The sequence below is a fragment of the Methylobacter sp. BlB1 genome (assembly GCF_015476545.1).
GTDB lineage: Bacteria > Pseudomonadota > Gammaproteobacteria > Methylococcales > Methylomonadaceae > Methylobacter.
This window is the reverse complement of the sequence record NZ_JADMKV010000006.1, coordinates 1-17,470: the sequence shown is the minus strand read 5'-3', so window position 1 is coordinate 17,470 and position 17,470 is coordinate 1. Positions and strand designations below refer to the sequence as shown.

Sequence of the window (17,470 nt, the reverse complement as noted above, 5' to 3'; positions counted from 1 at the left end):
TATTCCTATGACATGGCGCATCCTTTTAAGCAAAACCAATGAACAACACTAACAGTATTTACAACCTTGCCGTACCCGGCGTGCAACAACTTGTTCCTTACGTGCCCGGTAAACCCATTGAAGAACTGGAACGGGAACTGGGACTGAGCCGGATTATCAAGCTGGCTTCCAATGAAAATCCCTTGGGTCCGGGAAAAAAGGCGTTGGAGGCTATTGAGGCTACTTTGCCGCAATTGGCGCTGTATCCCGATGGCAATGGCTTCAACTTAAAACAGGCACTGGCCCGCAAATATGACGTCCAGGCCACTCAGATCACGCTGGGCAATGGCTCCAATGAGATTCTGGAACTGGTTGCTCGCGCGTTTTTAACGCCGGAACTGGAAGTGGTGTTCTCGCAGCATGCTTTCGCGGTCTATCCGATCGTGACGCAAGCAGTCGGCGCCAAGGCTGTGGTCGTGCCGGCCGTAAATTACGGCCATGACCTGGATGCCATGCTGCAGGCCGTTACCGAAAAAACGCGGCTCGTTTTTGTTGCCAATCCCAACAATCCAACCGGAACATTGGTCGATCAGGCTAGCCTGGAGCGTTTCATCAAGGCTTTGCCTGAAACCTGTCTGTGCGTGCTCGATGAGGCCTATTATGAGTTTGTCGATAGCACAGATCCTGTCGATTCGATAAGCTGGCTGAAAAAATATCCCAACCTGCTGATTACCCGTACTTTCTCGAAAGCTTACGGATTGGCCGGATTGCGTGTGGGGTACGGACTGTCGAATCCAGAGCTTGCCGATATACTGAATCGGGTCCGTCAGCCTTTCAACAACAACATGCTGGCTTTGGCGGCCGCAGAAGCCGCTTTATCCGATGCCGAGCATCTGCAGAGGACGATTGCCGTCAATGCGCAGGGCATGCGGCAGTTGACGGATGGCTTCAAAGCCCTCGGCCTGGAGTGGATTCCTTCGCACGGCAACTTCGTTTCGGTTGATTTAAAACAGCCGGGCCAGCCAGTTTATGAAAACCTGCTGAGAAAAGGCGTGATTGTCAGGCCCGTAGCCAATTACGAAATGCCCAACCATTTACGTATCAGCATAGGCACAGAAGAGGAAAACCGAATTTTTCTTGATGCATTAACAGATGTGCTGAGCAATGTTTGACCGGCTCTGTATTATTGGCGTCGGCCTGATCGGCGGCTCGATGGCGCGGGCCGCAAGGCGATGCGGATTAAGCAGGCAGATTGTCGGCTATGGGCGTGAGCAGGATTTGGAAAATCTGCAGACGGCAAAACGGCTGCAGGTTATCGATGATTACTATCTGAATATCGGGCAGGCGCTGGAAAACGCCGATTGCGTGGTGATTGCCGCGCCGGTTGGTTCCATGGCCGGCATATTGGCTTTGTTGAAGCCGTTCTGGACGGAAAACGCCATTTATACGGACGTAGGCAGCACCAAGAGCAGCGTCATCGAGGCGGCAAAACAGGTTTTCGGCGCCGTGCCGGATAATCTGGTGCCGGCTCATCCTATTGCCGGGGCGGAGAAAAGCGGCGTAGAGGCTGCCTTGGATGATTTGTTTCTGAACAAGCGCCTGATAATCACGCCGATGGAAAATACCCGGCCGGATGCGTTACAGAAAATCCAGCGTTTTTGGGAAAGTCTGGGGTCTTTAGTATCCATCATGGATGTTGACCATCATGATGCGATCTTGGCGGCGACCAGCCATCTGCCCCATATCCTTGCGTATTCATTAGTGGACATGCTCGGGCGCAAGGATGAGCAAAGCGAAATCTTCAAGTATGCCGCCGGCGGCTTCAGGGATTTTACCCGTATCGCCTCCAGTGATCCGACCATGTGGCTGGATATCTGCTCGGCCAATAAGGAACAAATTATCCCGTTAATCCAACAATTAAAGAGTGAACTGGATAAAATAGAACAAATGCTGGCAAACGATGACCGCCGGCAGCTTTTTGAAACTTTCACGTATGCCCGAAATGCGCGGCAACGCTTTCTTGATCAGTTTGAAGGTAATAATGTCGAAAACAATAACATTTAAAGTTCAGCCGGGCGGAAAATTGCAGGGCGAGGCGCGCGTGCCGGGCGATAAATCCGTCTCGCACCGCTCGATTATGCTGGGGGCGCTGGCTGAGGGCGTAACGTACGTCAAAGGCTTCCTTGAAGCGGAAGACGCTTTGGCAACGCTGCAGGCCTTTCGCGATATGGGCGTACAGATTGAAGGGCCGGTCAACGGTGAACTGACAATTCACGGCGTCGGCAAACATGGCTTGAAAGCGCCCGCGAAAGAACTTTACCTGGGCAATTCCGGCACATCCATGCGTTTGTTGAGCGGCTTGCTGGCAGGGCAGGCGTTCAACTCAGTTCTGACGGGTGACAAATCGCTATCCGGCAGGCCTATGAAGCGGGTCACCGAGCCACTGGCGGCAATGGGCGCCGATATAAAAACGACAGAGAAGGGCACGGCGCCTTTGCACATTACCGGCAAGGCCGGGCGATTGACCGGCATCGATTATGTCATGCCGATGGCCAGCGCCCAGGTCAAATCGTGCCTGCTGCTGGCCGGGATGTATGCGCAAGGCGAAACCAGCGTGACTGAGCCTGCGCCGACGCGCGATCATACCGAGCGCATGCTGGCCGGTTTTTCGTACCCTGTAAAACAACAGGGAAACAAAGTCAGCATTAATTCCGACGGGTATTTAAAGGCGACTGAAATCGATGTGCCCAGCGATATTTCATCGGCGGCATTTTTCCTGGTCGGCGCCTCCATCGCGCCAGGCTCTGACCTGTTGCTGAGACATGTCGGCATCAACCCGACACGTACCGGAATTATCGATATTCTAAAACTGATGGGTGCGCGTATCGAAGTGCTCAACGAGCGCATTGTCGGCGGCGAGCCGGTAGCCGATCTGCATGTGGTTTATGGCCCGTTGAAAGGCATCGATATACCGGAAGCGCTGGTGCCGCTGGCCATTGACGAGTTCCCTGTGCTGTTTATAGCCGCCGCCTGTGCGGAAGGGCAGACGCGCCTGACGGGCGCGGAAGAGCTCCGGGTTAAGGAATCGGACCGTATTCAGGTGATGGCCGATGGTTTGCAATCTCTAGGCGTCGATGCGCAGCCTACGGCAGACGGCATGATCATCCAGGGTGGGCCGATAGGCGGCGGCGAAGTAATTTCTCATGGCGATCACCGTATCGCGATGTCATTTTCTATTGCCGGATTACGCGCTAACGCGCCTATTACCGTTCATGATTGCGAGAATGTGAATACGTCTTTTCCGGGATTCAAGGATCTGGCCAAGAATTTAGGGCTTGATTTGGCTTGCGAGGCGATGTAATGGCAATACCGGTTTTAGCGATCGATGGGCCTAGCGGAGCGGGCAAAGGCACGGTCAGCCGGGCTGTGGCAAAAAGGCTGGGCTGGCATTATCTCGATAGCGGCTCTATCTATCGCTCACTGGCGATAGCCGTGTTGAAACAGAAGGTCGAACTGACTGATGTGCCTGAGATTGTGAAAGTGGCGCAATCCATGGCGTTAGAGTTTGAGTGCAATGATGAGCTGGCGGTAAAGCTCAATGGCGAGGATATTACCTCACAATTGGGCCTTGAAAGCACGGGTAATGCGGCTTCGATCATTGCTGTCTTGCCGCAAGTGCGCAACGTCCTGTTGCAGAAGCAGAAGGATTTCAAGAAGATGCCGGGGCTGGTCGCTGACGGCCGCGATATGGGGACGGTGGTTTTTCCCGATGCCGAAATAAAGGTATTTTTAACGGCCAGCGCAGCCGAAAGGGCGCAAAGACGATATAAACAGTTGATAGAAAAAGGAATTGATGCTAATCTAACTCTCTTAACAAATGAGATAGAAGAGCGCGACCGCCGCGACACGGAGCGAAAAACGGCTCCATTGTCCATGGCTAGCGATGCGCTTTATATCGATTCCTCTAATATGACGATTGATGAGGTCATTGAAGAGGTACTGAATTTAATCCGTTAAGGATTTTTTTACAGCTGCATGCAGACTATGCAGTATTCTTTTAACTTTGACAACGAGAAGGCTTGTTCGAATCTCGATCAGGCTTGGGAAAATTGAAAATGAGCGAAAGCTTTGCGGAATTATTTGAAGAAAGTCTAACCAAGACAGAAATGCGTCCTGGCGCCATGTTAATGGGTACTGTGGTCGATATCGAAAACGATATGATCATCGTCAGCACTCATTCCAAATCAGAAGGTGTCATTCCTAAATGGCAGTTTTTGAACAATGACGGCGAACTGGAAGTTAAAGTCGGGGACGAGATCGAAGTTGCCCTTGATTTATTTGAAGATGGTTTAGGCGCTACACTTCTTTCCCGAGATAAAGCGAAGAAAAACAAAGCCTGGTCTGAACTGGAAACCGCGTTTGAAAAAGATGCTACAGTTACAGGCCGCATCACCGGTAAAGTACGCGGCGGTTTCACCGTTGCTGTTGGCGCGTTGCGTGCGTTCCTGCCAGGTTCACTGGTTGATGTGCGCCCAATCAGAGATACGGCTTTCCTGGAAAACCGTGATCTGGACTTCAAAGTTATCAAGATCGACCAGAAACGTAACAACGTTGTTCTGTCACGTCGTGCAGTTGTAGAAAAAGAATACAGCGCGGAAAGAGAAGAATTGCTGAAAACGCTGGAAGAAGGTGCAATCGTTACCGGTGTGGTTAAAAACCTGACCGATTACGGCGCATTCATTGATCTGGGCGGCATTGACGGTCTGTTGCACATCACTGACATGGCATGGCGCCGTGTGCGTCATCCTTCCGAGTGCGTTGAAATCGGCCAGGAAATCCAGGTTAAAGTGCTGAAATACGACAAAGACAAAAACCGTGTTTCATTAGGCATGAAGCAAATGGGTGAAGATCCATGGCAAAACATCAACCGTCGCTACCCAGCCGGCACTCGCGTATTCGGTAAAGTGAACAATCTGACCGATTACGGCTGCTTCGTTGAAATCGAAGAAGGCGTGGAAGGTCTGGTGCACGTATCTGAAATGGATTGGACTAACAAAAACGTTAACCCATCCAAGATTGTGCAATTGGGCGATGAAGTTGAAGTCATGGTACTGGAAATCGACGAAGAACGCCGTCGTATTTCTTTGGGCATGAAACAATGCAAAACCAATCCTTGGGACGAATTCGCTGCGACTCATAACAAAGGCGACAAGATCACCGGTAAAATCAAATCAATTACCGACTTCGGCATCTTTATCGGTCTGGAAGGCGGCATTGATGGTCTGGTTCATATGTCCGATATTTCTTGGGCGGACGACGGCGAAGCAGCGGTTCGTGAATTCAAGAAAGGCGACGAACTGGAAACTGTCATTTTAGCGGTTGATTCCGAGCGCGAGCGTATCTCACTGGGTGTCAAACAGCTTGAGCAGGATCCGTTCCAGAACTTCCTGGCAACTCATGAGAAAGGCAGCCTGGTTACAGGCACAATCAAAGAAGTCGACGCTAAAGGTGCTGTTGTTACCCTGGCGGATCATGTTGAAGGCTACATTCGCGCTTCCGAGATTCAACGTGACCGCGTTGAAGATGCACGCACTCTGTTGAAGGAAGGCGATGCAGTTGAAGCCAAATTCATTGGTGTGGATAAGAAAAGCAAAACTATTTCTTTATCCATTAAAGCCAAAGATCAGGAAGAAGAGTCGCACGCTATTAAAGATTATTCCCAGCAACAAGCTGGTACACCGACTTTAGGTGATATCTTTAAACAAATGGAAAAATAAAAACCATCCGGGGTATGCAGTCATGCATACCCCCTTTGATTTTATTTATTTGCACAGGATAGAATGTGACAAAATCTGAATTGATAGAAGCGCTTGCTAGACAACAACCTCATCTTGCACAAAAAGATGTGGAGCTGGCAGTAAAATGCATCATTGAGAAAATGAATCAGGCATTATCTTCCGGTGAACGCATTGAGATTAGAGGTTTTGGCAGTTTTTCCCTGCATTTACGCCCGCCGCGCATGGGTCGCAACCCTAAAACGGGTGATTCTGTGGCATTGGCAAAAAAATATGTACCGCATTTCAAGCCGGGCAAAGAGCTCCGTGACAGAGTTGATGAGTCGCGCGCAAGATGCAAAATAATTGATTGATAACCATCAACGCAAGGAACCAAGCCGGAATTTGTAATAGAACCCCTAGGGCATATTTTCTGATGCTTTTTCATTGCGTTGATTTTTTCTTCTTCCAATTTCCCCCATACTCGGTGCAATTTCACCGCCTTCTTTGATTTCTTCAATGCTGATACACACTCTCGGTCTTTTTGCCAATAGTGTTGCTGGCTTCTTGATTAAGCTGAAGTCTCAATTTGCTTTTATTTAAGCAAAAAGTTGCTAAAATTCAGGCATGTCTTTGTGGTGCCGCAAGCCATTCTTTTTATTCTCTCGCCTTTAATCTGACCACTACGCAAATCAATAAAAATTGATTTATTCAAAGCAATGGAACACGAGTTTTTGAGTGTGTTAGGTTATTATGATATAGTCATTCTTAATGAGAACGATTATTGATTAGAGTCTGTTCCATTTATGTATTTCAACAACTCCTAATACCCAAGGCTCAATTATGTGGTTACGCTTAAAAAATCTTGCTGTTGGAGACTCAGGGAAAATAATAGGCTTTGATGCATCAGGCAAAGCCTATCGTAAACGATTGCTGGCCATGGGGTTAACGCCAGGCACTGATTTTAGCATTACCCGTTTCGCGCCTATGGGCGATCCGGTTGAAATTAAGCTGCGCGGGTTTTCATTGACCCTGCGCAAGGACGAAGCCGCAATTCTGTTGATTGAGAAAATCTGATGAGTGCCGATTTCACGGTGGGCGTGGTCGGCAATCCCAATTGCGGCAAGACCACGCTCTTCAATGCATTGACCGGCGCCAAGCAGTACGTAGGCAATTGGCCTGGCGTTACAGTCGAGAAAAAAACCGGTCAATATACATTCGATAACAAAGTTATTGAATTGGTTGATTTACCGGGAACTTACTCTTTAGAAGCCGCCGATGATCAGGTTTCTTTGGATGAAAAAGTCGCGCGCGATTACGTTGCTTCCAAGGAAGCAGATTTGATCATCAATATCATCGATGCATCCAGTATAGAAAGAAATCTTTATCTAACATCGCAGCTGATTGAAATGCGAGTGCCGATGATTCTGGTACTCAACATGATGGACGTCGTAAAACAGCGCGGGATTAAAATTGATGTTGATTTTCTTGCCGAACAGCTGGGCTGCCCAGTCATTCCAATAAGTGCTTCAAACAAGAGCGGCATCAAGGTTTTAAAAGCCGCCATCAACAGTTCGGCCATGGCGAAGCCGATACCGACGGTAAAAGTTACCTATTCGTCTGCATTGGAACAAGCGATAAGCGACCTTTCGCCTTTATTGGCCGATGCAGCCGAACGGCACCAGTGCGACCGCCGATGGCTGGCCGTTCGGTTACTCGAAGATGATACGCTGGCTATAAGGTTGGCTGGAAACAAATTATTGCCGACAGTTTCGGAATTGCAACGGAGAGTGGAGGACGAGACCGGCGATGAAATCGACATTCTTGCCGCCGATGCCCGTTACGGATTTGTTAACCAGCTGACTCAGGGTGCAGTCTGTAAACTGCATGAAGTCAGCCGGCACATGACCGATAAAATCGACCATATTGTCCTGAACAGATTCTTAGGCATCCCGATTTTCTTGCTGGTCATGTACGCGATGTTCATGTTTACGATCAATATCGGCAGCGCTTTTGTTGACTTTTTCGATCAGGCCGCGGGCGCTTTGCTGGTCGATGGCCTGAGCCTGGTGCTGGCAGGGCTGAACTGGCCCGAATGGCTGATCGTCATGCTGGCCAACGGTGTCGGCGGAGGCATCCAGGTCGTTACCACCTTTATTCCTATCGTCGGCTTTCTGTTTATGTTCCTGTCGGCTCTGGAAGATTCCGGCTACATGGCCAGGGCGGCTTTTGTCATGGACCGATTCATGCGCATGATCGGGCTGCCGGGCAAATCCTTCGTGCCGATGATTGTCGGCTTCGGCTGTAATGTGCCGGCGATTATGGCTACACGGACTTTGGAAAATCAGCGGGACAGAATCCTGACCAATCTCATGAATCCGTTCATGTCCTGTGGCGCGAGATTGCCTGTCTACGCCTTGTTTGCGGCGGCTTTCTTTCCTGTCGGCGGCCAGAATCTGGTTTTCGGCTTGTATCTGCTGGGCATCATTGTGGCTGTAATGACCGGCCTGATCATGCGTCATACGCTGTTTAAAGGCGAGTCAGCGCCATTTATCATGGAATTGCCGACCTATCATATGCCGACGTTGAACGGCGTTTTTATCCGCACTTGGGATCGGCTCAAATCCTTTTTATTCAATGCCGGCAAAGTTATCGTGCCGATGGTGCTGGTGCTCAATTTTCTTAATGCCTGGGGTACGGATGGCAGTTTTGGCCAGGAAAACAGTAATAAATCGGTGTTAAGCGAAATCGGGCGAAGCCTGACGCCCGCTTTTAAACCGATGGGCATTGAGAATGAAAACTGGCCGGCAACAGTCGGCATTTTTACCGGCATACTGGCGAAAGAAGCCGTGGTTGGCACATTGGATGCTTTGTACAGTCAACTCGGAGCGCCTGAACAGGATGCATCTGATAAGTCAGAGTTTGACCTTAAAGAGGCTTTGATCGCTGCTTGTCTGACTGTGCCTGAAAACTTGCGGGCGGTAGCCGATAATCTTTTAGATCCTTTGGGGTTAAATATCGGTACGGTCGACAATATCGATACTGCCGCCGATGAACAGAAAGTCAAAACCGCTACCTTTGCCGCCATGCAAAGCAGTTTTGACGGCCAGGAAGGCGCTTTTGCCTATCTATTGTTTATTTTATTGTATGCGCCGTGCGTAGCAGCAACTGCCGCTATTTACAGAGAAACTAATCTGGGCTGGACTGTGTTTGTCGTGCTCTGGACTACCGGCATGGCCTATATGACGGCCACTCTGTTTTACCAGGCCATGACTTACAGTCGGCATCCGGAATATTCCCTGGCCTGGGTGGCGGGACTGATGCTGGCTTTTTCGTCTGTCCTGATCGGATTGTGGCTGGTCGGACGAAACAGCGACGTGCGAATTAGCCGGGAGTCTTACCATGATACTGTCTGATTTAAGAAACTATTTACAGCAACAGCGCCGGGCTGCCCTGGTAGACTTGGTCAATCATTTCGGCACCGATGCCGATGCGCTTCGCGGCATGTTGAGCAAATGGGTCAGCAAAGGCAGAGTGCGCAAAACGTCGCTGGAATCGTCCTGCGGCACCAGTTGCTGCAAATGCGATCCGGCTTTGACAGAGCTTTATGAATGGATTGATGAAAAATAGCTAATTTCCATCCTTATCGATTAAAACAGAAAAACCACGAAGGACACAGAGAGCACGAAGATTTTATTCTGGTTGGTTCTTCGCGGTTATTAATCAAATGACCTTCACTTTCCATGGGTCGCTAATTCTAAAGTACTTTTTTGATAGGCGCCGAAATACGCCGGTTATAGGGGGAGACTGATGCCCTGTCTCTTGTGCCTTTCGGAAACTGGACTAAGCTTGTTATATTTACTTCATAGACGAGCGTAACAATGTCCGAGCAACAATCCGATATTCTGATCGGCTATTTATCCGAAGTCCGCGGCGACGGCATGGATGCCAGAATAACCGAAGAGCATTCAAATGATTCACCTATCATCAAAGTAGGCGATGAAGAAATACTGGCCGGTCATATCGGATCTTATGTCGTTATCCGGCAGGCCAATATCGGTGTTCTGGCGCTGGTCTTCAAGATGTGGGAACAGGATCGTTTCGACAATAACGACAGGCGCAAGTCCGATCGGTTTATTTCCCTGATTCCGGTTGGAGAGATTCAGGATAACGGAACCTTCATTCGAGGCGTGCGCCACTACCCGACACCGGGTGCGAAAGTCTATGCCGTGGGCTTGAATGAAATCAACGCCATTTTCTCGAAATTCCGCGAGTACAAATTTTTTATCGGCCAATTGGCTTCGCATAAAGATTATCACTTAAGCTTGGATCCGCGCGCGCTTTTCGGCCGCCATTTCGCCATCGTCGGGCAGTCGGGCTCTGGTAAATCATGGACCGTCACGAGTCTGATTCAAAATACGATCAAGGCGATGCCCAAAAGCCATATCATTATGCTGGACCTGCACGGCGAGTATTGCTGGAAAGATAATGACGGTATGATTCAATCGGCGTTTCCTAACGAATTGGTCAACTATGTCGATGCCATGGAAATGGAAATGCCGTACTGGATGATGACCTATGCCGAACTGGTCGATTTATTCATAGACCGGGACGACAAGGGCGCCACGCTGCAAATGTCTTTCCTGCGCGAAGTATTGCAACAACTCAAGCGCAAGGAAGCCAGAAGGATCGGCCTGCCGACGGTTTCGATTGATACGCCGATTTATTTTTCGCTGGCCGAAATGTATATGCAATTCAAGGCCTCCAATGAGGAGCGAAAAGACTTCGGCAAAGTGCAGGGCGCCTTGTTCGGCCAGTTCGACGAATTCCTGATCCGGATGCAAAGCCGTTTCAACGACGTCCGCTATGATTTCCTGCTGAAACCGAAATTACGCAACACCTCCGAAAGCATGTCCGATTTGTTGCGGCAGTTTGTTGGTCTTGGCGATAAGAAAGCCAACATTACCGTCGTCGATTTAAGTTCCGTGCCGACCGATGTCAGGCCCGCCGTTTCCGCCCAGGTCGGCCGTCTGGCTTATGAATTCAATTACTGGAATCCGCGCCGGCGCGATTTTCCGATCACGCTGATCTGTGAGGAAGCGCATGCCTATATTCCGAGAGAAAAGAACGGCCCGTTCGAAGGCACTAAAAGGATGATGGAGCGCATAGCCAAAGAAGGGCGTAAATACGGGGTATCGATCGGCGTTGTCAGCCAGCGGCCCACTGAACTGTCGGAAACGATGCTGTCGCAATGCAGTTCATTTATCTGCCTGCGCACCACAAACCCGGACGACCAGGCTTATATCAGAGGGCTTGTCCCTGAAGCCGAAGGTGACTTAACCGATATTCTGACTTCGCTGGGCAGAGGCGAAGCGTTGGTGCTGGGCGAGGCGGCGCCGTTGCCGACGCGCGTACAGATTTATCGGCCCAGTCCGGAACCGAAAAGCAATGACGTCGATTATTTCACCAGCTGGCGGGAAGGCCCGACCGATCTGAATGTCGATGAAATAGTCAATTTCTGGCGCACGCAGAATAGGAAATAATACTTCTATCTTTTGGAAATGGCGCAGTTTGGCGATCTATTCCTGCAATGCCGTTTGGCATGCGCCGGAAACCAAATAGGCTTATTTCAGCCTCCAAGATTGAAAGCCGGGGTTAGCCATTGCGTGAATAAATCAATTTATTGGATGAGTTGTTAAAAGTTGACTAAACTTGATTGCTTTGTTTCCTAAAGACGAGATTGTATGGTTATGAAATTTACTCAAGTGTTTTGCTTGGTGATCGCGATGTTATTTTCCAACATGGCTTCCGCCGAAACCCAGGCAATAGACGGTTATGACGTGCTGGCCGATGTGGGTGTGGTCAGGCCGCTATCATTTGTCGGCATGATAGTCGGAACTGCAGTATTTGTTGCCTTATTGCCGGGCACCGCATTGGCGACCATTCCAGCGCCGCATAAGGCATTTGAACTGATGGCGGACACCTTGATTGTCAACCCGGCGAAATATACTTTTGCGCGGCCGGCCGGAGATTTCGATTATAACGAGTAGCTTGATGAGACGAAGCTGAGTCCGGGGCAATCGGAGAGACGTTTTCCGGATTTAAGCCCGGAAAACGCGCGATTTGCCCCAAATTACAAACATTCTGGCGTACTTGCCTAGCCCCGGCACTATTGCTTTTCCATGGTTCTGATAAAGGCATTGGCTTCTTGAATCGATTTTTCCATGGCTGTGATCAAGGTCGATACATCGGATTGCACCAGCCCTAATTGTCCTTTTAAGGACGCGATCGCCTGAGCGTTCAGATTGTGCTTCAAATATAACACCTGATCCTTGAACACGCTCAGCACCGGCGCTATCTTGGATTCGGCGCGTTTCATGGCGGCAATCAGCTGCTTGTAATGCGCCCTGGTAGCAGTCAGTTTTTGCTGGCTGCTGCGTTTCAGCGATGCATTGCTGTATTGGTTTAATTCATCTTCCCATTCGCGGAATAAGGCATCGGAGACATCCTCGATGTCGCTGATGCGTTGTCTGACTTCCTCGGCTTTCCTGACGCTGTCTTCATATTCACCGTTCAGTTTGTTATAGGTTGCTTCGAGATTTCCGCCTTTAAAATTGGTTAGGGCAGTGAACTGTTCCAGCGCCGACTTGAATTGCTCCTTGGTTTCTTCCTGCGTGTCGCGAGCTTTTTCCACGCGATAAACCATGACCTCGCGTTTAGGGATGCCTATTTTTTCCAGGCCGCCGTAATACATGCTCGAGCAGGCAGTCAAAGAGCACATTGAGCCGATTAAAATAAAACGCCGTAAAAAAGTCATAAAAACTCCTGTTATCAGATTGATGCATTATATTGGAAATACATCACCTTGAATAATAAGTTATAATTAGCGGTTTCGTTAGCAAATTCCACTAAATCAAAGGCATGTCAGAACTACTTTCAGAGCTGCGGCGTCGGCGCACGTTCGCTATTATTTCCCACCCTGACGCAGGTAAAACCACACTGACTGAAAAACTGTTGCTGTTCGGCGGTGCCATTCAGCTGGCGGGTTCCGTAAAGGGGCGCAAAGCCGCACGCCATGCCACCTCAGACTGGATGGAAATGGAAAAGGAGCGCGGGATCTCGGTCACGACCTCTGTCATGCAGTTCGAGCACAAAGGCTGCATTATCAATCTGTTAGACACGCCCGGCCATGAAGACTTCTCCGAGGACACCTACCGGACCCTGACGGCCGTCGATTCGGCTCTCATGGTCATAGACGTTGCCAAGGGTGTCGAGGAAAGAACGATCAATCTGATGGAAGTCTGCCGCCTGCGCACGACGCCTATCCTGACCTTCATCAACAAGCTGGACCGGGAAGGGCGCGAGCCGATCGAACTGATGGACGAGGTCGAGGATGTCCTGAAAATCAATTGCGCGCCCATGACCTGGCCTATCGGCATGGGCAAGCGTTTCAAAGGGGTTTATCATCTGTACAAGGATGAAATTCACTTGTTCAGCCCGCAGCACGGCGGCAGAATCGCCGAAGCCGAAATCATAAAAGGCCTGGACAATCCCAAACTGGACGAACTGTTAGGCGATCAGGCGCAGGAATTAAGGGATGAAATCGACCTGGTGAAAGGCGCCAGCCACGAGTTCGATCTGGATGCCTACCTGGCCGGCCGGCTGACGCCTGTTTTCTTCGGCTCCGCGATCAACAACTTCGGCATTCTGGAACTGCTCGATGCATTCGCCGAGTATGCGCCGCCGCCCAGATCGCGCGAAGCCATCCAACGCACCGTTTCGCCTGAAGAAGACAAATTCAGCGGCTTCGTATTCAAAGTCCAGGCCAACATGGACCCGGCCCACCGCGACCGCGTGGCCTTCCTGCGCGTCTGCTCGGGCAAGTTCGACAAAGGCATGAAGATCAATCACGTCCGCATCGGCAAAAACGTTCAGGTGTCCAACGCGATCACGTTCCAGGCCGACACCCGCAAAAGCGTCGAGGAAGCCTACCCAGGCGACATCATAGGCTTGCACAACCACGGCACGATTCAGGTCGGCGACACCTTTACGCAGGGCGAAGTCCTCAAATACGGCGGCATACCGTATTTCGCGCCGGAATTGTTCCGCCGCGTGGTGCTGAAAGATCCGCTCAGAGCCAAGGCCCTGCAAAAAGGCCTTGTGCAGTTGACCGAAGAAGGCGCGACGCAGTTGTTCAGGCCGCTGAAAAACAATGACCTGATCCTGGGCGCCGTGGGTGTGCTGCAGTTTGACGTGACCGCTTACCGCTTGAAGGCCGAGTACAACGTCGAATGCGTGTACGACGCCGTATCGGTTTCGACGGTGCGCTGGGTCAGCTCGGACAAGCCCGGCAAACTGGAGGAATTCAGGAATAAAGCTTTTGACAACCTGGCCGAAGATGGTGGCGGCTATCTGGTTTATCTGGCTACCAGCCGGGTTAACCTGCAACTGACTGAGGAGCGCTGGCCTGATATCAAATTCAGCGCGACAAGGGAATTATAAAACAACATAGTGATGAGCTACAGGTTGTAGGTGCGAATTCATTCGCACTGTGCAGCTTGGGAAGTTACTTTGTGCATGTTCCATGGCTTGCGGGATATGAGAGATCGAGTATGAGAAACTCTGGTTCCGCAAGCTTTTTCAATCCGCCTGCAAGAATTGATCCAGCGGGCTGATAACACCTTTGCCGCCCTTGTTCAGCACATGGGGGTAAATCATCGTCGTCGCCACGTCGCTGTGGCCTAGCAGCTCTTGCACGGTGCGAATATCGTAACCGGCCTGCAGCATATGCGTTGCAAAGCTGTGGCGCAACGTGTGCGGCGAAGTCGGCTTGGCGATGCCGGCCGCCAACGCCGCCTTTTTGACATACCGCTGTATCTGTTTTTCCTCGATATGATGGCGGCGCTCCGCCTTGCTGCGAGGATCAATCGAATAATTTTTTGCCGCAAACACGTACTGCCAGCCCCATTCCCTTGAGGCATTGGGATACTTGACTGCCAGCGCGTCCGGCAGCCAGACGTCCACCTTGCCCAGCGCTAAATCCTGCTCATGCCATTGCCGGCGCAACGCCAACTGAGCACGCATCGCATCCAGCAAACTATCCGGCAGTATTGTCACTCTGTCTTTGCCACCCTTGCCATCGCGGACAATAATTTCCCTGCGCGTCAATTCCACATCCTTCACGCGCAGGCGCACCGCCTCCATCAAGCGCATGCCGGTGCCGTACAGCAACTTGATGATTAGACCGATTGGCGGCGGAGCCATTTCGGCTTCCTTCAGCAATGCCTGCATTTCCAAAACCGTCAATACTACCGGCAAACGTCGTGGTTTTTTAGAGCGCTCAAATCCATCCAGCCAAGGGAGTTCCACTGCCAGCACATCACGATAGAGAAACAAAATGGCCGACAATGCCTGATTCTGAGTTGAACTGGAAACATGGCGTTCAGTGGCAAGATAGGTTAAAAATGCCTCCACTTCAGCTGCGCCCATTTCAGTTGGATGTCGCTTGCCGTGGAAGATAATGAATTGTTTAATCCAGGCAATATAGGTATTTTCAGTGCTTAGACTATAGTGTTTGAAACGAATCTTGTCCCGTACCAGGTCCAGTAATTTCTTTGGCTGAGGTAGTGTCGCATTTGTTTACATGGTTTGTCGTATTTGCTTATACTTTAGTCAATATCAACAAATAAATAATTTTAATTATGTATGATTATACGACGTATTGACTGGATTATTGGACAAGTAATGTCGTATATATTACGTTGATCAACATACCCGACAGATTGGTTGCATTTCTGGATTTTTGACGCAGCGCTGAAAAAATGCTATTAAAACCGCCTTGCTGTTGTCGCATAACAACGTTAATGACGAACAACAGCAAGGCGGTTTTAGCCAGATAAAAGATTTCACCGCTGAGTTCAACGCCAATGCACCACTTGAAAATGCCGTCATGTATGTCGTTCAACGCTTCATTCAAAGGTACAAGTCAGGGGAAAGCTCATCTCATGATTCAACATCATTTGGCCTGACTTGACCTTTAATTCAAACGTTAGACGTAACACTTCAATAATGGTCACACTCAACCCACATACATACGAAATTGAACTGCGTAAGTGCACAAAGTGCGCGCATTTACTTTTAAAACATCAAGTTGACCCGGCAACCTCAAATGAGCCTGTAGTTCCGCGTCCCATCATCAGACCCATTAGATGCTGTCCTGTCATGCTCATCGGACAAGCTCCTGGCTTAACTGAGTATCGAACGGGAACTCCGTTCTCAGGCCAAGCTGGACGAGATATACGAGCACTCTTTGAAGAGTGCGGCTTCAATGAAGCCCAATTTGAACGTCTCGTTTTCACTTCAGCGATAGCTAAGTGTTTTCCTGGTAGCAAACTTGTGCCACGCCGACGAGGCTCGGGAATGCGACGAGAGGACATCAAACCTAGCCCGGAGATGCTCAGAAACTGTAGCCCTTTTCTTCTCTCACAACTCGACTTAGTTAGCCCTGAAACTGTCGTTCTGCTCGGAAAGATGGCACTTGAAGTATTCATAGAACTCAAGACAGGACAACGCACGAACGTCCGACTCGAAGACCACGTGGGTCAAGTTTACGATTGGAATGGCCGTAAGGTCATACCACTTGCACACACATCTGGGGCTTCAACCTGGCTTAACAAACCAGAGAGGAAGTTGCTGCAAGAACGCGCAAAGCTACATCTTAAAAAACAACTATTACAACATACGTGAGGTAATGTCTAACATGGCAGTCAAAGGGACGCGCAGGACGCAGGTGTTTTTGAAGGTTGGTTATTTATCTGGGTACGTCGGCTTCCCTAAACCAAGCCAACCGGCGCGCCCCTTACTTTTACGTTAGGCTTTCGTGAAATATCATGCTAGAAGTTGCCGTTCTTGATGTAGTCCCAGGTAAAGAAGCTGAGTTTGAAGCTGCGTTTCGTCAGGCATCGGCGATTATTTCCAGTATGGATGGTTATATTTCACACCAGCTCCAACGTTGCGTTGAAAATAACTACCGTTATATTTTGTTGGTAAATTGGCAGTCCCTTGAGGCGCATACAGTTGGCTTTCGTACTTCAGCCCAATATTAGGAGTGGAAGCGGTTACTCCATCATTTTTATAGTCCGTTCCCTACCGTTGAGCATTATGAGTTGGTACTTGAACAAAAAGCCTAACATTGCGCTCAAGCAGGACGGTCGCTATCGCGCCCGCCCCTTAGCTTTACGTTGAGTTCCTAGGAGAGGATGAGCAGTGAATGAAGAGAAAAAGAAACCAGTAGATCCGGAGAAGTATCCGTCATTTTTCCGGGTTTATCCAAAAGATGTCAACCTGAAGTTCGTTTTCGACAACCTAAGGAACTACGGAATAGCAGCGTTTCTCTTCTACACCGGCATATTGATACTGAAGAATGGCACTTCGAGCACATTGCTTTCGTTCCCATATGCGGCCGGCATAACTAGCGGCATTGTTATGGCATCTGCCCTCGTCCTTGCGGTACTGAATTTCTTACAAGGAATCGTAGCAATGGTCGTCGTTCGTCCATGGCGAATGATCCCTTATATTCTAATAGCAATGCTATTACATATTGTGCTGTTCGAGATGTTCTTCCAGAGAGGGCTGCATGGAACCGGAATATAACGAATAAGCACATAGGATAATGGTATGGACTCCTCCTCTTCCCTGCGGCATCACGATGTGCCAAA

Annotated in this window: 18 protein-coding genes; 15 read left to right on the top strand and 3 right to left on the bottom strand. The window is 49.8% G+C overall.

Annotated features, from left to right (window positions below; translation table 11 throughout):
- The first annotated feature begins 38 nt into the window (after nucleotides 1–38).
- From hisC to IT781_RS03945, 11 genes are all read left to right on the top strand, one after another.
- Nucleotides 39–1,151: a histidinol-phosphate transaminase gene (gene hisC, locus IT781_RS03995; RefSeq protein ID WP_194968848.1), complete on the top strand. Its 1,113-nt coding sequence runs from the start codon at nucleotides 39–41 to the stop codon at nucleotides 1,149–1,151.
- Complete coding sequence (locus IT781_RS03990; RefSeq protein ID WP_194968847.1) at nucleotides 1,144–2,043, top strand: prephenate dehydrogenase/arogenate dehydrogenase family protein; 900 nt, start codon at nucleotides 1,144–1,146, stop codon at nucleotides 2,041–2,043. The genes hisC and IT781_RS03990 overlap by 8 nt, the downstream gene beginning before the upstream one ends.
- The gene (gene aroA, locus IT781_RS03985; protein WP_194968846.1) at nucleotides 2,021–3,340 is read left to right on the top strand and encodes a 3-phosphoshikimate 1-carboxyvinyltransferase; all 1,320 of its coding nucleotides are present in this window, start codon (nucleotides 2,021–2,023) and stop codon (nucleotides 3,338–3,340) included. Before IT781_RS03990 ends, aroA begins: the two co-directional genes overlap by 23 nt.
- Nucleotides 3,340–3,996, top strand: a complete 657-nt coding sequence (gene cmk / locus IT781_RS03980) for a (d)CMP kinase (protein WP_194968845.1) — start codon at nucleotides 3,340–3,342, stop codon at nucleotides 3,994–3,996. The genes aroA and cmk overlap by 1 nt, the downstream gene beginning before the upstream one ends.
- 98 nt (nucleotides 3,997–4,094) lie before the next feature.
- Nucleotides 4,095–5,756, top strand: coding sequence for a 30S ribosomal protein S1 (rpsA, locus tag IT781_RS03975; protein WP_194968844.1), 1,662 nt, complete (start codon nucleotides 4,095–4,097; stop codon nucleotides 5,754–5,756).
- Nucleotides 5,757–5,821: 65 nt separating this feature from the next.
- Nucleotides 5,822–6,127, top strand: coding sequence for an integration host factor subunit beta (locus IT781_RS03970; RefSeq protein ID WP_194968843.1), 306 nt, complete (start codon nucleotides 5,822–5,824; stop codon nucleotides 6,125–6,127).
- Between the two features lie 469 nt (nucleotides 6,128–6,596).
- On the top strand, nucleotides 6,597–6,830 hold the full coding sequence (locus tag IT781_RS03965; protein WP_194968842.1) for a FeoA family protein: 234 nt from the start codon (nucleotides 6,597–6,599) through the stop codon (nucleotides 6,828–6,830).
- Nucleotides 6,830–9,169, top strand: coding sequence for a Fe(2+) transporter permease subunit FeoB (gene feoB / locus IT781_RS03960; protein ID WP_194968841.1), 2,340 nt, complete (start codon nucleotides 6,830–6,832; stop codon nucleotides 9,167–9,169). Before IT781_RS03965 ends, feoB begins: the two co-directional genes overlap by 1 nt.
- Complete coding sequence (locus IT781_RS03955) at nucleotides 9,156–9,383, top strand: FeoC-like transcriptional regulator (protein WP_194968840.1); 228 nt, start codon at nucleotides 9,156–9,158, stop codon at nucleotides 9,381–9,383. The genes feoB and IT781_RS03955 overlap by 14 nt, the downstream gene beginning before the upstream one ends.
- A gap of 251 nt (nucleotides 9,384–9,634) precedes the next feature.
- Nucleotides 9,635–11,296 (top strand): ATP-binding protein, encoded by a 1,662-nt coding sequence (locus IT781_RS03950; RefSeq protein ID WP_194968839.1) that lies wholly within the window; start codon nucleotides 9,635–9,637, stop codon nucleotides 11,294–11,296.
- Nucleotides 11,297–11,503: 207 nt separating this feature from the next.
- Entirely contained in the window at nucleotides 11,504–11,803 is a 300-nt protein-coding gene (locus IT781_RS03945) for a hypothetical protein (protein ID WP_228778906.1), read from the top strand.
- A 119-nt stretch (nucleotides 11,804–11,922) separates the two neighbouring features.
- Here IT781_RS03945 and IT781_RS03940 read toward each other — a convergent pair whose 3' ends face one another.
- Entirely contained in the window at nucleotides 11,923–12,570 is a 648-nt protein-coding gene (locus IT781_RS03940; protein WP_228778905.1) for a DUF2959 domain-containing protein, read from the bottom strand.
- A gap of 104 nt (nucleotides 12,571–12,674) precedes the next feature.
- Between IT781_RS03940 and IT781_RS03935 the strand changes: the two genes are divergently transcribed.
- Nucleotides 12,675–14,255 (top strand): peptide chain release factor 3, encoded by a 1,581-nt coding sequence (locus IT781_RS03935; RefSeq protein ID WP_194968837.1) that lies wholly within the window; start codon nucleotides 12,675–12,677, stop codon nucleotides 14,253–14,255.
- Nucleotides 14,256–14,393: 138 nt separating this feature from the next.
- Here the strand turns inward: IT781_RS03935 and IT781_RS03930 are convergent, their stop codons facing one another.
- Both IT781_RS03930 and IT781_RS03925 read right to left on the bottom strand, forming a co-directional pair.
- Nucleotides 14,394–15,359, bottom strand: coding sequence for an integron integrase (locus IT781_RS03930; RefSeq protein ID WP_228778914.1), 966 nt, complete (start codon nucleotides 15,357–15,359; stop codon nucleotides 14,394–14,396).
- A gap of 124 nt (nucleotides 15,360–15,483) precedes the next feature.
- Nucleotides 15,484–15,729, bottom strand: a complete 246-nt coding sequence (locus IT781_RS03925; protein ID WP_194968836.1) for a hypothetical protein — start codon at nucleotides 15,727–15,729, stop codon at nucleotides 15,484–15,486.
- A gap of 92 nt (nucleotides 15,730–15,821) precedes the next feature.
- On the opposite strand from IT781_RS03925, the gene IT781_RS22795 reads away from it, so the two are divergent.
- From IT781_RS22795 to IT781_RS03910, 3 genes are all read left to right on the top strand, one after another.
- The gene (locus IT781_RS22795) at nucleotides 15,822–16,499 is read left to right on the top strand and encodes a uracil-DNA glycosylase family protein (protein ID WP_370526918.1); all 678 of its coding nucleotides are present in this window, start codon (nucleotides 15,822–15,824) and stop codon (nucleotides 16,497–16,499) included.
- 143 nt (nucleotides 16,500–16,642) lie between these two features.
- Nucleotides 16,643–16,858: an antibiotic biosynthesis monooxygenase gene (locus tag IT781_RS03915; protein ID WP_228778904.1), complete on the top strand. Its 216-nt coding sequence runs from the start codon at nucleotides 16,643–16,645 to the stop codon at nucleotides 16,856–16,858.
- A gap of 160 nt (nucleotides 16,859–17,018) precedes the next feature.
- Nucleotides 17,019–17,405, top strand: a complete 387-nt coding sequence (locus IT781_RS03910; RefSeq protein ID WP_194968834.1) for a hypothetical protein — start codon at nucleotides 17,019–17,021, stop codon at nucleotides 17,403–17,405.
- The last annotated feature ends 65 nt before the right edge of the window (nucleotides 17,406–17,470 follow it).

Excerpts from the sequence above, each read along its gene's own strand:
- IT781_RS03990 (WP_194968847.1), top strand. The coding sequence starts at position 1,144 with ATGTTTGACCGGCTCTGTATTATTGGCGTCGGCCTGATCGGCGGCTCG.
- IT781_RS03935 (WP_194968837.1), top strand. The coding sequence starts at position 12,675 with ATGTCAGAACTACTTTCAGAGCTGCGGCGTCGGCGCACGTTCGCTATT.
- IT781_RS03940 (WP_228778905.1), bottom strand. The coding sequence starts at position 12,570 with ATGACTTTTTTACGGCGTTTTATTTTAATCGGCTCAATGTGCTCTTTG.
- cmk (WP_194968845.1), top strand. The coding sequence starts at position 3,340 with ATGGCAATACCGGTTTTAGCGATCGATGGGCCTAGCGGAGCGGGCAAA.
- hisC (WP_194968848.1), top strand. The coding sequence starts at position 39 with ATGAACAACACTAACAGTATTTACAACCTTGCCGTACCCGGCGTGCAA.
- IT781_RS03950 (WP_194968839.1), top strand. The coding sequence starts at position 9,635 with ATGTCCGAGCAACAATCCGATATTCTGATCGGCTATTTATCCGAAGTC.
- IT781_RS03945 (WP_228778906.1), top strand. The coding sequence starts at position 11,504 with ATGAAATTTACTCAAGTGTTTTGCTTGGTGATCGCGATGTTATTTTCC.
- IT781_RS22795 (WP_370526918.1), top strand. The coding sequence starts at position 15,822 with ATGGTCACACTCAACCCACATACATACGAAATTGAACTGCGTAAGTGC.
- aroA (WP_194968846.1), top strand. The coding sequence starts at position 2,021 with ATGTCGAAAACAATAACATTTAAAGTTCAGCCGGGCGGAAAATTGCAG.
- IT781_RS03955 (WP_194968840.1), top strand. The coding sequence starts at position 9,156 with ATGATACTGTCTGATTTAAGAAACTATTTACAGCAACAGCGCCGGGCT.
- IT781_RS03915 (WP_228778904.1), top strand. The coding sequence starts at position 16,643 with ATGCTAGAAGTTGCCGTTCTTGATGTAGTCCCAGGTAAAGAAGCTGAG.
- IT781_RS03965 (WP_194968842.1), top strand. The coding sequence starts at position 6,597 with ATGTGGTTACGCTTAAAAAATCTTGCTGTTGGAGACTCAGGGAAAATA.
- rpsA (WP_194968844.1), top strand. The coding sequence starts at position 4,095 with ATGAGCGAAAGCTTTGCGGAATTATTTGAAGAAAGTCTAACCAAGACA.
- feoB (WP_194968841.1), top strand. The coding sequence starts at position 6,830 with ATGAGTGCCGATTTCACGGTGGGCGTGGTCGGCAATCCCAATTGCGGC.